The organism is Bradyrhizobium forestalis (assembly GCF_002795245.1).
Lineage (GTDB): Bacteria > Pseudomonadota > Alphaproteobacteria > Rhizobiales > Xanthobacteraceae > Bradyrhizobium > Bradyrhizobium forestalis.
On record NZ_PGVG01000027.1, the window covers coordinates 58,127 to 71,961 of the forward strand.

Sequence of the window (13,835 nt, forward strand, 5' to 3'; positions counted from 1 at the left end):
GCTCTAGACGTTGGGCACGGCCGACTCGGAACGGGTCGACTCCGTTGATGTTGCGCGCGGCAGGCGAACGCGCATGCGCGTGCCGCCGCCAGACCGATCTTCGATGGCGACGGTGCCGCCGTTGCTTTCGACGATCTGGCGCACGATGGTCAAACCGAGCCCCGCACCTCCGCTGTCGCGATTGCGCGAGATCTCAAGACGGTAGAACGGGTCGAACACGAGAGCACGTTCGCCGATGGGTATGCCGGGCCCGCGGTCCTCGACCAGGAGTTCGACCGCCTCCTTGGCTGCCTGCAGGGAAATCTCCGCGCCGCCTCCATAGCCGATCGCGTTGTTGACGAGATTGGCGAGCACGCGTGCCATGCCGGCGGGCGATCCCCGAACGATGAGCGACGGCTCCGAACAGTGCAGCGTCACCGCCTGGCCCGCACTCTTACGCGCTTCGTATTCCGCTCGCGCGAGGCCGGCGAGATCGACCGTCCCTTCGGGCGCTGCAATGAAGGAGGCGCGCACAAAGGCGAGCGCGTCATCCATCAGCGATTGCATGTCGTTGAGATCGGCGGCCGCCTTTTCCCGTTGCGCACTCTCGGGCAGCAATTCGAGGCGCAGCCGGAGTCGCGTCACATAGGTGCGCAAATCGTGACTGATTGCGCCGAGCACAAGCGTACGGCTGCGCATCAGCTCGGCAATGCGCGCCTGCATGGTATTGACGGCACGGATCAGGGCGCGCACGTCGGGTGCGCCGCGTTCGGCGACCGGCTGAGTCTGCGCCGCCGTACCGAAGCGCTCCACCGCGACCGTCAACTGCGACAACGGCCTGATTTCGCGGCGAACCGCAAGGAGGGCGATGAGAGCGACGACAAATCCGAGAATTCCCGCGAGCAAGCCGACGGGAATACCAAGGAGGCGGAGGCCGGGCTCGCCCGCCGCGTCGATTTCCAGGTAGTCGCCGCCGGCAAGTCCGATGACGCCGTGCAGGCGCGCGGTGACGAGGTCGCGCAAGCGCGTTACCGGCTGGCCTTCCCTCGCGGTGACGAAGGACAGCGCTACCAGCCGATCCGCCGGTGCTCCGATCAGCGCGCGCAGCCTCTGCTCCGCGCCGTCCATGAGCCGGCCATGCACATTGTGGGACGGCATGTCGGATCGAATGACCGGCTTGAACCGCGCCGTAGTTGCCGCGCGCCGCACCAGATCGCGAGCATCGGGAGGCACCTTCTCGAGCGCCTGCACGAGCGCAGCGATCTGGCCGACGAACGGAGCAAATCCGCCCGCTTCGCCGCGGCCGCGCTGCTCGACGAACCAGATTGCGGCGGAAAGCATTTGCACGAAAATGATGCCGCCGACGACGATGAAGGCGAGGCGGGCGGCAATGCGAAGACGGCTCATGCTGCACCAGTTTCGTCAGAGCGTGCGGACATCTGCACTGAACAGGTAACCGCCGTTGCGCACCGTTCTGATCGAGAACACCGCATTGGGGTCGGCGGCGGCGAGCTTGCGGCGCAAGCGGCTGACCGACACGTCGATGACACGGTCAAAGGGCTCCGCAGTGCGGCCGCGCGTCCAGTCGAGGAGCTGGTCGCGCGACAACACCCGTTTAGGCCGCTCCAGAAAGCAGGCGAGCAAATCGAATTCCGCCGAGGTGAGTTCGACGACCGCTTCCTTGTCGTCGACGAGGCTGCGCGCATCGAGATCGGCCACGAAGCGCCCGAAACCGAGCCGCCGCGACAGACCGCCCTGCAGCGGACCGCCCACCCGCCGCAGCACGGCCTTTATGCGTGCAAGCAATTCCCGCGGATTGAAAGGCTTCGGCAGATAATCGTCCGCCCCGATCTCGAGGCCGACGATCCGATCGACGTCCTCACCCTTGGCGGTCAGCATCACGATCGGCGGACCACCTCTGCCACGCAGTCGACGGCAAATCGAGAGCCCGTCTTCGCCCGGCAGCATGATATCGAGCACGATGAGGTCTGGATTGGCCTGCAGCAGCGCACGATCCATCGCGGCGCCATTTTCGACGCAAATCGTCGCGTAACCCTCGCGCGTCAGAAGGTCCGCCAGCAATGGCCGGATCTCCCGATCATCTTCCACGATCATGATCGTCCGCTTGTCCATGACGACGATCTATCGATCAATGCGTCGGCGGCAATAAGGCGGCGCGCTGCCGTTACAAAACGTTACAAATCGGGGTTCGCCCGCAATATCGCGGCAAAGAGGCGCGGCAATAGTGTCCCCATGCGGTGCGGCCGGACTGTTGCCGGCGCGCCCTTTAGAGGGAGAAACTGATGAAACGTATCCTAGCTTCGGCCTCACTCGCAGCCGTGCTGGCCGCGGCCGGCGTATCTGAGGCAAACGCCTGGGTCCGCACCGGCACCGTCACCACTCGGCGCGGCACCTATTACGGCAGCGCCAGCGGCGGCTGCGCCGGCGGCACCTGCTCGCGCTCGACCTCCGTAACCGGGCCGAACGGAGGTACGGTCTCGCGAACCGGCAGCATCACGCGCGTCGGCCCTCACGCCTACGACTATACGCGCACCACGACCGGCCCGTACGGCAACAGCGTGACGCGTAGCGGCACAGTCGTGGCCTATCCGTTCTACGGATACCGCTACTGATCCGCGCGCCGCGGCCGCCGGCTGATTTCCAGCCCCCGGGTCCGGCCGGCGGCCGCAAACCTCGGTGCCATTTCAACTGAAAGATGGATTCCAAATGACAAGACTGACGATCATGGCGGCGGCCACCGCAGCGGCGCTGGCCGCGGGCTCGGCTGCCTATGGCTTTCCGCCCACCCCTCACCTTGCTCCCGACGATCCGATCCGGGTGAGCGGCGGGTGCGGACCCGGCTGGCACCTCACACCCAATGGGCTGTGTCGGCGCGACGCCATTCCCTACGCGTATCGGCCTTACGCCGACGTGATCCCGCCCCATGCCGGCCGCTGCTGGTGGACTGACGCGCCCCTGGGCGTTCGGAGGGTCTGCGCATGGTGAGGGATCCAAGCCTGCATCAGTTGAGACGCGCGGCCGCAGCAATGCTGACAGCGGCGGTCGCAGCCGCGTCCGCGTCTTCCGCACAGGCGCAGCGACAGGAGATACGCCAAGCCTGCACTGCCGACATGCGGGCGTTGTGCTCTGGCATCATGCCCGGATCGGGGCGCATCAAGCAGTGCATGATCGACAAATTCGATCGGCTTTCGGAAGGCTGCAAGAGCGCGCTCAAGGCGGCGCAGGCGCAGTCACCCAAGCAATAGACCCGGCTAGCGAAACCTGGGGCTGCTATTGCCCGAGCTCGGGATAATCCTTCTGCATGGACTCGCGGATCCGGGCTGCCTGGATCGCGCGATAGAGGATCTGCGCCGTCTTCATGTCGCCGGCCTTGATGCAGAGATCCACGATCCGTCGCACGGCATCGTCGCGCATCAGATCGTCGGAGATCTTCATCGCGATCTCCATCGCGGCGCGAGCTGCGCGTTCATAACGCTCGCGTTCGCGATTGCCGGCCGGCGTGGCAGCTCCGGCGGCTTCGGCGTTCGCCCTCGCAGCCTCGCAGATGTTGCGGATCCGGTCGGCGGCCTCGATGTCGCCGATCGGAAGCTGGATCGGCTGATCCCAAATGTCAGCCGGCTCGCGCCTTGCAAACCACTTCATCGCCCGACCATCCCATGAGCTTCGAGGGACCGCACCGATCGGCTCCGGCGGAGCAGTATATTGAACCAGACCGGGATCGACGAGGCGGTTTTCTTCGCCATGCGGGTTGGCTCTCGGCTCTTTCAGGACATGCGGCGCGGCCCGATCGCCTCGAACTGCGCCTTCTGCTCGTCGTTCAGCGTGGCATAGAAATCGTCGAGCGCCGCGCGCACCGATTTGATCCCGTCCAGCATCACGTCGAGGCGCTTGCGGATCGCGGCCATCCGTGCCGGCGGTGTCATCACGTCATTGGGCTCGCAGGCCGCCTTGAGCGATGCGCTGACTTTGGCGCTGGTGTCCTGGAGCACCTGGAGCGCCGCGCGCTGGGTGTCGCTCGGACGAAGTCTTTCTTCGATCATGGCGCCGGGCCAATCGAACGCGGCGGACGCGCTGCAAGTCTGCACCGACGATCCGCTCGCATTGGTCGATGCCGTGGCCCGACGCTGATCGTCGGCCAGCGCATTGAAACGCGCCTTCTGCTCGTCGTTAAGCGAACCATAGAACGTCTCGAGCGCGGGCTGGACCAGATCGGCGGCCTTCTGCATGGCCTCGACACGCTGCTGCATCGCCGCGAGCCGGCCCGGCGCCGTCGCTGCGGCCTGGGTCGGACACGAGGTGCGGATCAGCGCTGCCGCGTCGATCGAGGCGTTGCCGAGCGCATCGAGGGCGGCGCCTTGGGCGTCCGTCGGCTGCACCGCGGCTGCAATCTGATCGATCGGCAGGCCGACAATGGCACGGCGGTCGCTGCCGCAGAGCTGATCGAGCGGCGCGCTGCGCGCCCGCCGTCGTCCCTGCGGCTGCTGCGGCAGATAGGCCGACAGGCGATCATAACCGTAGGGGCCGAAAATGCCGGCATAAATGTCCGGATAGCCGTAGCCCCAGAAGCCGAGCCCGTCGCCCCAGATCGTGTAATCGTAGAGGTCGTTATACGCGAACGGCCAGAACAGGGGCCCGACCCAGCCATAGCCGCCACCCGGATGTTGCCACCATCCGCTGCTTGCGCCGCTCCAGCCGGCCAGTGCGGCTGCCGCCGCAAGCTGCGCGCGCGCCGCCGGATTGCTGATCAGCCGGCCGTTGCGGAATGCGCTGGCGTTCAGGGCATTGCGGAAGTTCGCCGGCCGTATCGCGGCATTGCGGATCTGACCGAAATTCGGTCCGCCGCGCCGGGCGCCGGTTGTGAACCGCATTCCGCGATGATGTCCACCGCCATGCGCGTGCCCGCCGCCATGGCCGCGGAAATGGCCGCCGCCGTGATGACCACCGCCGTGTCCGCCTCCATGGCCACCGCCATGACCACCGCCATGTCCGCCCTTGGCCAGCGCCGCACCCGCCAGCATGCAGGCAAAGGCCACCGCGGCAATTCGAATGACCGGTCGCACCATCGCACCCTCCCGCGCACAGCCCTGCCATTGAGGCATCGGAACTTGGCGGGAATTGGAACCAGCAAGATTGCCTAAAGTTCCCAGATTCCTGGCTGCGTCGGTCCTAGGCCTCCGGCACGATCTTGCCGGGGTTGAAGATGTTGAGCGGATCGAGTGCCTTCTTCAGCGCCCGCATCGCGTCCAGCGCCTCGGGGCCAAGTTCGGCCTTCAGATATTTCTGCTTGCCCTGGCCGATGCCGTGCTCGCCGGTGCAGGTGCCGTCCATCGCCTGCGCGCGCTCGACCAGGCGGTGCATGAACTCCTCGCCGCGCGCCATCTCGCCGGCATCGTTGGTGTCGCAGACCAGCGAGCAGTGGAAATTGCCGTCGCCGACATGGCCGACGATCGGCGACAACAGGTTAAGGCGCTTGAGATCCTCCTCGGTCTCGCTGACGCAATCGGCGAGCCGCGAGATCGGCACGCAGACGTCGGTCGCGACCACGCCGATGCTGTCACCGGGCCGCAGCGCCTTCACAGACCAGTAGGCGTCGTGCCGCGCCTGCCACAGCTTGGTGCGGTCTTCGGGCTTGGTGGTCCAGGAGAAGTCGCCACCGCCGCAGTCCTTCGCAATCTCGCCGAACGCCTTGGACTGCTCGGCGACCTCGATCTCGCTGCCATGGAACTCCAGCAGCAGCAGCGGTGTCTCCGGCAGCGTCAGCTTCGAGTACGCGTTGCAGGCCTTCACCTGCGCGGCATTGAGCAGCTCGATGCGCGCGACGGGAATGCCGGTCTGGATCGCCAGGATGACGGCCTGACAGGCCCCGTGCACGGTCTCGAACGAGACCGCACCCGCCGCGATGGTCTCAGGAATGCCGCGCAGGCGGATGGTCAGTTCCGAGATGATGCCGAGGGTGCCTTCGGCGCCGACGAACAGATGCGTGAGGTCGTAGCCGGCGGACGATTTCTTGGCGCGCGTGCCTGTCGTGATGATCTCGCCGTCGCCGCGCACGACTTTCAGCGCCAACACGCTCTCGCGCATGGTGCCGTAGCGCACCGCATTGGTGCCGGAGGCGCGGGTCGAGGCCATGCCGCCGAGCGAAGCGTCCGCGCCGGGATCGATCGGGAAGAACAGGCCCTGGTCGCGCAGATGCTCGTTCAGCGCCTTGCGGGTGACGCCGGGCTGGATCACGCAGTCGAGGTCCTCGGCATGCACCGCGAGCACCTTGTTCATGTCGCGCAGGTCGATCGAGATGCCGCCGGCAGGTGCGTTGACCTGGCCCTCGAGCGAGGTACCGGTACCGAAGGCGATCACGGGCACGCGGTTCTTCGCGCAGATCCGCACCACGTCCTGGATGTCGGCGGTCTCCTGCGCCATCACCACGCCGTCCGGCGGCTGGTTGACGATCCATGTGGTGGTATGGCCGTGCTGCTCGCGCACGGCCTGCGAGGTGATCAGGCGGTTGCCGAAGCGTGCGGCAAGCTGCTCCAGCGCGCTCGCGAGGGCTTTCGGCTCCGGCCGCGGCGGATTATTGGTGATGGTCGTACCCACGGAAATTCCTCCGACAGAACAACCGTGGCAAAGGACATAAAGCCGGTCAAGTCAAGCGACCGGACGCATAACAGGAAGAAACATGCCGGAGACCGCCGCATCAAGGCCCAAAGCCGAGCCGTTCCGCGCCTCGATCATGCAGATCGAGCCGCAATGGATCGACTATAACGGCCACCTCAACATGGCCTATTACAACGTGATGTTCGACCGCGCGATCGACCAGCTCTGGCTCGAGCTCGGGATGGGGCCGGCCTACATGAAGGAGCGCGGCGGCTCGAGCTTCACCGCCGAATGCCATGTGCGCTATTTGCGCGAGATCCACCTCGGCGATCCCGTGCAGATCTTCGTCTGGCTGCTGGAGGCCGACGACAAGCGGCTGCACACCTTCGAGGAGATGCGGCATGCGACCGAGGGCTGGCTGTCGGCAACGTCCGAAAACATGTCGCTGCACATGGACATGACAGCGCGGCGCGTTGCGCCGCTTCCGCCTGACATCTGCGAGCGTATCGCGGCGGTCGCGAAGGCTCACAGCGCCGTGCCGCGGCCCGAGGGCATCGGCCGGAATGTGGCGATGCCCTCGAAGCGTTAAGTTCGGCGCGATCGTGTGTTTTATCGGCCGCCTGAGCGCGCGCCTCGTCCTTCGAGACGACCGCTTCGCGGTCTCCTCAGGATGAGGCTAAGCGGCATCCGCGCACTCCGCCCCTCATCCTGAGGAGCCCGCCAAAGCGGGCGTCTCGAAGGATGCACCGCAGGCAGGCCTATATCCTGTTGCGGCCGCGCGCCAAGCCGACCACGGCCGAGACCAGGAACAGGACAACTGCGATGAAGAAGATGATCTTGGCGATCTCGATCGAAGCGCCGGCGATGCCGCCAAAGCCCAGGATGCCGGCGATCAGTGCGATAACCAGAAACGTCACAACCCAGCCTAGCATGGTCAAACCCTCGTCTTGATGTTGTCTGCGTCGACGCGGCTGGCCGCGCCACCTGCCCTGACAATCTCGACGCGGGAACGATGGTTCCGGCCCGCGCGGGAGCGAAATTCGCGGCCTTTGCAGGAACAAATCGGCTTGCCGCGCACGTGGAAAACCTGTCCCGGCGCCCCATATAGGCACCAATCCCTGTTATGAAGGCTCCCTTCCGTCACCCCGCGGTGCCATCGTGGGGCCAATGATTCGCATGACCGAGCCGAGCAAGATCACAGGCGTACCCGACCACCAGCCCGCAGCCGGCGGCATCGCCGCGCGTGCGCGCGCCTCGGTGGGCCCGAAATACCTCTCCGGGCTCAATCCGGAGCAGCGCGAGGCCGTGGAGACGTTGGACGGCCCGGTCCTGGTGCTGGCCGGCGCCGGCACCGGCAAGACGCGCGTGCTGACCACGCGCATCGCCCATATCCTGAGCCAGGGCCGCGCTCGCCCCGCCGAGATCCTGTCGGTGACCTTCACCAACAAGGCCGCGCGCGAGATGAAGCACCGGCTCGGTCAGATGCTCGGCCACGCCGTCGAAGGCATGCCGTGGCTCGGCACCTTCCACTCCATCGGCGGGCGCATCCTGCGCGTCCATGCCGAGCTGGCGCAGCTCAAGTCGAACTTCACCGTGCTCGATGTCGACGACCAGGTCCGGCTGCTCAAGCAGCTGCTGCAGGCCGAGAACATCGACGACAAGCGCTGGCCGGCGCGCATGCTGGCCGGCCTGATCGACGGCTGGAAGAACCGCGGCCTGATGCCGTCGCAGGTGCCCTCGGGCGAGGCCGCAATGTTCGCCAACGGCAAGGGCGGCAAGCTCTATACGAGCTATCAGGAGCGGCTGAAGATTTTGAACGCGGCCGATTTCGGCGATCTCCTGCTGGAGAACATCCGCATCTTCCGCGAGCACCCCGACATCCTCAGGCAGTACCAGCAGCGCTTCAAGTTCATCCTGGTCGACGAGTACCAGGATACGAACGTCGCGCAGTATCTGTGGCTGCGGCTGCTGTCGCAGGCGCCGGCGTCTCCCTCCTTCGCCTCTCCCCGCTTGCGGGGAGAGGCCGACACGCGCAGCGTGGCGGGTGAGGGGGACTCTCCGAGCACCGAGCTCGTGGAAGCAGCCCCTCACCCCAGCCCTCTCCCCGTGAAGGACGGGGAGAGGGAGAAGAACCACGTCAAAAACATCTGCTGCGTCGGCGACGACGACCAGTCGATCTATGGCTGGCGCGGCGCCGAGGTCGACAACATCCTGCGCTTCGAGCACGATTTCCCCGGCGCCAAGGTGATCCGCCTCGAGCGCAATTACCGCTCCACCGGCCACATCCTCGCCGCCGCCTCGCATTTGATCGCGCACAATGAAGGCCGGCTCGGCAAGACGCTGCGTACCGAGGACCAGGACGGCGAGAAGGTCACGGTGACGGGCTCCTGGGATTCGGAAGAGGAAGCCCGCGGCATCGGCGAGGAGATCGAGCAGCTGCAGCGCCAGGGCGAGAAGCTGAACGAGATCGCGATCCTGGTGCGCGCCTCCTACCAGATGCGCGAGTTCGAAGACCGTTTCGTCACGCTCGGCCTGCCCTATCGCGTCATCGGCGGCCCGCGCTTCTACGAGCGCGCCGAGATCCGCGACGCGCTGGCTTACTTGCGCGTCATCAACTCGCCGGCCGACGATCTCGCCTTTGAGCGCATCGTCAATACGCCCAAGCGCGGGCTTGGCGACGCCACCGTGCAGATGCTGCACGACCACGCCCGCAAGCGCCGCATTCCCTTGTTCGAGGCGGCGCGCGCCGTGATAGAGACCGACGAGCTGAAGCCGAAGGCGCGCGGCTCGCTGCGCGATCTCATCACGCAGTTCGACCGCTGGCGCGCCCAGCGCGAGGTCACCGCACACACCGATCTCGCCCAAATCGTGCTCGACGAGAGCGGTTATACCGAGATGTGGCAGAAGGACCGTTCGGCGGACGCCGCGGGCCGGCTGGAGAACCTGAAAGAGCTCGTGCGCTCGATGGAGGAGTTCGAGAACCTGCAAGGGTTTTTGGAGCACATCTCGCTGGTGATGGACCGCGAGGGCGGCGCCGAGGAGGACGCGGTGTCGCTGATGACGCTGCATTCGGCCAAGGGCCTCGAATTCGACAACGTGTTCCTGCCCGGCTGGGAGGAAGGCCTATTCCCGAGCCAGCGCACGCTGGACGAGCAGGGCCGCGCCGGCCTGGAAGAAGAGCGCCGGCTCGGCCATGTCGGCCTGACCCGCGCCCGCCGCCGCGCCATGATCTATTTCGCCACCAACCGCCGGATTCACGGCACCTGGTCGACCACGATCCCGTCGCGCTTCCTCGACGAATTGCCGGCGGCAAACGTCGAGATCACGGAATCCAAGGGCGGCTCGGCCTGGGGCGGCACCGGCGGTTTCGGCGCCTCGCGCTTCGACGACATGGAAGCGTTCGGCTCCAGCTATTCGACACCGGGCTGGCAGCGCGCCCAGGCCAACCGCAACCGCGGGAGTGGCGGCAGGAGCGGCGGTGTCGAGGAAGAGGCCGGTTCGTTCTCGTCGTCGTCCTCACCCGATTTCGGCAGCTTCTCCTCGCGCCGCCGCGGGCCCCTGACGATCGAGGGCGAGCTGGTCGCCAAATCGACCGGCACGACCTCGGAGTTTGCGCTCGGCGACCGCGTCTTCCACCAGAAGTTCGGCTACGGCCGCGTCAGCAAGATCGACGGCAACAAGCTCACCATCGCCTTCGACAAGGCCGGCGAGAAGAAGGTCGTGGACAGCTTCGTGCAGCGGGCGTGAGCAGGGCGCGTACCGCTCACCAAACGCTAGTTGCCCCGGACTAGTTCTATGGTCAGGTGATTCTTTTGGGGGAACGTCATGCTGACCTCGAGCCGCGACATAATTCGACGCTTGGAGCAAGAGGGGTGGAAATTGGTGCGTGTGACCGGCTCACACCATGTCTTCAAAAGTCCCGCTTCGGGCGAAACAATCGTTGTTCCGCATCCCAAGAAGGACTTGGGAAAGGGCTTGGTCCGTGCCATCTATAGGGGAGCGGGCTGGAAGCCCGACTGAGGTTGATATGGCTCACTACATCGCCATCATTGAGGACGCTGGTCCGGATCACGCCGTTGGAGTGTGGTTTCCGGACTTGCCCGGCTGCATTTCCGGCGGCGATGACATCGACGAAGCCTTGGAGAATGCGCCGGAAGCGCTTCAACTCTATGCACAAGAGCTGATCGCCGACGGCCGCCCGCTTCCCCAAGCGAGGACGTTGACCGAACTTAAAGCCGATCCGGAGGTTGCCGACGACCTCAGGAACTACATGGTCGCCCTGATCGAATTGCCTAGCCGCGCGCACGCCGCGGAGTGAGGACTGTTCGCCGCACCTGACGGACTCTCGACAGTTCTGCCCCGAACGCCCCTTGACCACCGCGAACTTCCCCGTATCAGATAAACCCATGGTCCGGGGCTCCATCACATTGATCGTGCTTGCATTGGTTATGCCGTCGCTCAGCGCGGCGGAGACCATGAGCTTTGGCGATTCGATCGGAAAGCTGGCGGCGAGCTGCGGCGCGGAAATCGTCGCCAATTGCCGCGGCGTCAACCCGGACTCGACCCGCCTGAAGGAGTGCCTGTCGCGCAACCGCGACGTGCTGTCCCCGCAGTGCCAGAGCGACTATCTCGGCGCCTTCGACGCCATCCAGAAGCGCGTCGCCGCGCGCGTCACCGTGGCGAACGCCTGCCAGCGCGAGATCGTCAAGGTCTGCGGCGGCTCGACCAAGGAGACCAGCAAGTCGATCCCCTGCCTGGTCTCGACGCCCAAGGGCATCAGCAACAATTGCCTCAAGGCCGTCGACGACGCGGGGTATCGCTGATGCGCAGGAGCGGAATTGCCATCACGCTTGGCCTCGCCCTGCTCGCGGGCGTAGCGCGCGCCCAGACGGCGGCGCCGACCCGCGACGACATCGTCGCCAAGCTGAACCATTTCGAAGAAGCCGCCGAGATCGATCTGCCCGCGCTGAAGCAGCAGGTGATGGAGCGCGCCAAGACCAGGATCAAGAACGATCCGGGCCCCGTGAACCGGCCGCTGATCGCGCCCGATATCGCCAAGCTGCCGGCCTTCAACGCGCAGATCCAATTCGACGCCGACACGCCGATCATTCAGCCGGCGTCCTATCAGACCGTCGGCCGCATCGCCGACGCGCTGGTGCATTCCTCGCTGCTGCCCTACACCTTCCTGATCGTCGGCCATGTCGAATCCAATTCGAAGACGCGCGAGGCCAACGCGATCCTGAGCCAACGCCGGGCAGATGCGATCCGCGACGTGCTGGTGAACACCTTCAAGATCTCGACCAAGCGGCTGCATCCGATCGGCCTCGGCGAGGAGCAGCTTCTCGACCGGGCCAAGCCGACCTCCGCCGTCAACGGCCAGCTGCAGATCCTGACCTATGCCAAGCTGCCGGAGGAGGCGCCGCGTCAGGCTGCGGCTCCTGCGCCTGCGGCGAAAAAGCCCGCCAAGAAGCGGTAAGCGAACGCGGCTTCGCAGCTGACGGAACCCTTTGAAGTGCTGGCCATTTTGCAGCCTGTCCGGGGCGCGCCAACACGGTTTCACGCGACAAAAGCGCCGGTTTGTGCACCGCCCGGTCCAGTGCTATAGCCTCTGTTCGCCCTTCCCGACCCCGTGCTGCATGAGACCGAAATGGGTGGCTTTTTCCAGCGCCAACTTGCCGTGTATGTCGAGTACCATCGCGATCCCCGGAATACGGCGATGCATGTGGTCGGCATTCTGCTGCTGTTCACCGGCGCCGTGCTGCCGCTGACGCTGGTCAAGCTTCCGCTGCTCGGTTTCAACGTCAGCCTGGCGGTGATCCTGGCCTTGCCGGTATTGATCTATTGGCTGCTGCTCGACGCGGCGCTCGGGCTCGGCATTCTGGCCGTCTCCATCGTGCTGTTTTCGGTTGCGACGACCATTGCGGCGCAGGTCAGCACCGCGACGATGTGGGCGATTTTCGCCACGCTGGTGGTGCTCGGCCTCGCCGCGCAGACCATCGGCCACAAGGTTTTTGAGGGGCGCGAAGCCTCGTTATTCACTTTTCCCTCGCATCTTTTGCTCGGACCGATGTTCGTGATGGCAAAATTATTCATTGCATTGGGCTTCCGTCGCGACCTTGCCGCGATTCTGGCGCCTCTTCCGGCCAATTCCCTTTCGACCCGATAACTCCAAAAGCGAAACAGCAACCTTCTGCATGGCTCTCGTCCTGGTTACCGGTGGCAGTGGCTTCATCGGACATCACCTCGTAGAAGCGCTCCGCGCCCGTGGGCAGCGGGTCCGTGTTCTCGATGTCCGTGCGCCGACCGCGGCGAACGCGGACGTCGAACACGTCCACGGCTCGGTGCTGGACGGCGCCGCGGTCGATGCTGCGATCGCCGGTGTCGACCAGGTCTATCACCTCGCCGGCCTGCCCGGCATGTGGGTCGCCAACAAGCAGGACTTTCACGACGTCAATTGCCGCGGCACCGAAATCGTGCTCGCGGCGGCCATGAAGCGCGGCGTGTCGCGTTTCCTGCACTGCTCGACCGAATCGATCCTGTTCCCCTATTGCGACCTCAAGGGCGTTCCCGCCGAAGAGGCGCTGCAGCCGGCCGACGCGATGCCCGGCGCCTATACGCGATCGAAATCGCTCGCCGAGCATCATGCCGCCAAGGCGGCGGCCGCGGGGTTCCCTCTCGTGATCGGCACGCCGACCATGCCGATCGGCGCTGCCGACCACAATCTGACACCGCCGACCGCGATGCTCTGGTACTTCCTCCAGAAGAAGGTGCAGCCGCATCTCAACTTCCTGGTCAATCTCGTCGACGTCCGCGACGTCGCCATGGGCCTCGTGCTGGCCATGGAACGCGGCCGCCTCGGCCACCGCTACATCCTCGGCGGCGACTGCGTCCCGCTCGGCAACATTCTGCGCATGATGTCGGCGATGAGCGGCCGCCGGCAGTTTCCGCTCGTCGTGCCCGGCAAGATCGCCGAGTTCTCCGCGATCATGCTCGAATACATCGCCGATCACGTCACCCGCCAGCCGCCCAACGGCACCGCCGAGGGCGTGCGCATCGCGCTCGCCGCGAGCGATCTCTCGATCGGCAAGGCGCGCACCGAGCTCGGCTATTCGCCGCGTCCGATCGAGCCGGTCTTGCGCGAAACCATCACCCATCTGCTCGCCCGCAACGGCCAGCAGCCCTCCGGCGCCATCAAGCATCACGCGCTCTCCTCGCGCGCGGGCTAAAGCCGCCGCCTAACGCAA

General features: G+C 65.7%; 17 protein-coding genes. 11 read left to right on the forward strand and 6 right to left on the reverse strand.

The window, feature by feature from the left end; translation table 11 throughout:
- Nucleotides 1-3: 3 nt before the first annotated feature.
- Complete coding sequence (locus CVM73_RS26990) at nucleotides 4-1,230, reverse strand: HAMP domain-containing sensor histidine kinase (protein WP_245452441.1); 1,227 nt, start codon at nucleotides 1,228-1,230, stop codon at nucleotides 4-6.
- A 171-nt stretch (nucleotides 1,231-1,401) separates the two neighbouring features.
- Nucleotides 1,402-2,112: a response regulator gene (locus CVM73_RS26995; RefSeq protein WP_100234839.1), complete on the reverse strand. Its 711-nt coding sequence runs from the start codon at nucleotides 2,110-2,112 to the stop codon at nucleotides 1,402-1,404.
- A gap of 170 nt (nucleotides 2,113-2,282) precedes the next feature.
- Between CVM73_RS26995 and CVM73_RS27000 the strand changes: the two genes are divergently transcribed.
- The 3 genes from CVM73_RS27000 (at nucleotide 2,283) to CVM73_RS27005 (ending at nucleotide 3,245) form a co-directional block, all read left to right on the forward strand.
- The gene (locus CVM73_RS27000; protein ID WP_146006665.1) at nucleotides 2,283-2,612 is read left to right on the forward strand and encodes a hypothetical protein; all 330 of its coding nucleotides are present in this window, start codon (nucleotides 2,283-2,285) and stop codon (nucleotides 2,610-2,612) included.
- 112 nt (nucleotides 2,613-2,724) lie between these two features.
- Complete coding sequence (locus tag CVM73_RS41820) at nucleotides 2,725-2,985, forward strand: GCG_CRPN prefix-to-repeats domain-containing protein (RefSeq protein WP_430641320.1); 261 nt, start codon at nucleotides 2,725-2,727, stop codon at nucleotides 2,983-2,985.
- A 41-nt stretch (nucleotides 2,986-3,026) separates the two neighbouring features.
- Nucleotides 3,027-3,245 carry a hypothetical protein gene (locus CVM73_RS27005; RefSeq protein WP_100234841.1) on the forward strand — a complete coding sequence of 73 codons (219 nt, stop codon included), beginning with the start codon at nucleotides 3,027-3,029 and terminating at the stop codon, nucleotides 3,243-3,245.
- 25 nt (nucleotides 3,246-3,270) lie between these two features.
- Here the strand turns inward: CVM73_RS27005 and CVM73_RS27010 are convergent, their stop codons facing one another.
- The 3 genes from CVM73_RS27010 to CVM73_RS27020 form a co-directional block, all read right to left on the reverse strand.
- The gene (locus CVM73_RS27010) at nucleotides 3,271-3,642 is read right to left on the reverse strand and encodes a hypothetical protein (protein WP_100234842.1); all 372 of its coding nucleotides are present in this window, start codon (nucleotides 3,640-3,642) and stop codon (nucleotides 3,271-3,273) included.
- 122 nt (nucleotides 3,643-3,764) lie between these two features.
- Nucleotides 3,765-5,063 (reverse strand): Spy/CpxP family protein refolding chaperone, encoded by a 1,299-nt coding sequence (locus CVM73_RS27015; protein WP_167407079.1) that lies wholly within the window; start codon nucleotides 5,061-5,063, stop codon nucleotides 3,765-3,767.
- A 103-nt stretch (nucleotides 5,064-5,166) separates the two neighbouring features.
- Nucleotides 5,167-6,591: an FAD-binding oxidoreductase gene (locus tag CVM73_RS27020; protein WP_100234844.1), complete on the reverse strand. Its 1,425-nt coding sequence runs from the start codon at nucleotides 6,589-6,591 to the stop codon at nucleotides 5,167-5,169.
- 82 nt (nucleotides 6,592-6,673) lie between these two features.
- Here CVM73_RS27020 and CVM73_RS27025 point away from each other — a divergent pair, with 82 nt between their 5' ends.
- Nucleotides 6,674-7,180 carry a thioesterase family protein gene (locus CVM73_RS27025; RefSeq protein ID WP_100234845.1) on the forward strand — a complete coding sequence of 169 codons (507 nt, stop codon included), beginning with the start codon at nucleotides 6,674-6,676 and terminating at the stop codon, nucleotides 7,178-7,180.
- Between the two features lie 169 nt (nucleotides 7,181-7,349).
- Here the strand turns inward: CVM73_RS27025 and CVM73_RS27030 are convergent, their stop codons facing one another.
- Nucleotides 7,350-7,523, reverse strand: a complete 174-nt coding sequence (locus CVM73_RS27030; RefSeq protein WP_008556598.1) for a DUF1328 domain-containing protein — start codon at nucleotides 7,521-7,523, stop codon at nucleotides 7,350-7,352.
- Between the two features lie 235 nt (nucleotides 7,524-7,758).
- Here CVM73_RS27030 and CVM73_RS27035 point away from each other — a divergent pair, with 235 nt between their 5' ends.
- The 7 genes from CVM73_RS27035 to CVM73_RS27065 all read left to right on the forward strand — a co-directional run bounded on the left by CVM73_RS27035 (nucleotide 7,759) and on the right by CVM73_RS27065 (nucleotide 13,817).
- A complete protein-coding gene (locus CVM73_RS27035) occupies nucleotides 7,759-10,338 on the forward strand; it encodes an ATP-dependent helicase (protein ID WP_100234846.1) in 2,580 nt (859 codons plus the stop codon).
- Between the two features lie 78 nt (nucleotides 10,339-10,416).
- Complete coding sequence (locus tag CVM73_RS27040) at nucleotides 10,417-10,611, forward strand: type II toxin-antitoxin system HicA family toxin (RefSeq protein WP_100234847.1); 195 nt, start codon at nucleotides 10,417-10,419, stop codon at nucleotides 10,609-10,611.
- A gap of 7 nt (nucleotides 10,612-10,618) precedes the next feature.
- A complete protein-coding gene (locus tag CVM73_RS27045; RefSeq protein ID WP_100234848.1) occupies nucleotides 10,619-10,909 on the forward strand; it encodes a type II toxin-antitoxin system HicB family antitoxin in 291 nt (96 codons plus the stop codon).
- A gap of 88 nt (nucleotides 10,910-10,997) precedes the next feature.
- Complete coding sequence (locus CVM73_RS27050; RefSeq protein ID WP_100234849.1) at nucleotides 10,998-11,414, forward strand: hypothetical protein; 417 nt, start codon at nucleotides 10,998-11,000, stop codon at nucleotides 11,412-11,414.
- A complete protein-coding gene (locus tag CVM73_RS27055; RefSeq protein ID WP_100234850.1) occupies nucleotides 11,414-12,067 on the forward strand; it encodes an OmpA family protein in 654 nt (217 codons plus the stop codon). Before CVM73_RS27050 ends, CVM73_RS27055 begins: the two co-directional genes overlap by 1 nt.
- A 171-nt stretch (nucleotides 12,068-12,238) precedes the next feature.
- Nucleotides 12,239-12,757, forward strand: a complete 519-nt coding sequence (locus CVM73_RS27060; protein WP_167407080.1) for an Mpo1 family 2-hydroxy fatty acid dioxygenase — start codon at nucleotides 12,239-12,241, stop codon at nucleotides 12,755-12,757.
- A 28-nt stretch (nucleotides 12,758-12,785) separates the two neighbouring features.
- Nucleotides 12,786-13,817 carry an NAD-dependent epimerase/dehydratase family protein gene (locus tag CVM73_RS27065; RefSeq protein ID WP_100234852.1) on the forward strand — a complete coding sequence of 344 codons (1,032 nt, stop codon included), beginning with the start codon at nucleotides 12,786-12,788 and terminating at the stop codon, nucleotides 13,815-13,817.
- Nucleotides 13,818-13,835: the final 18 nt, after the last annotated feature.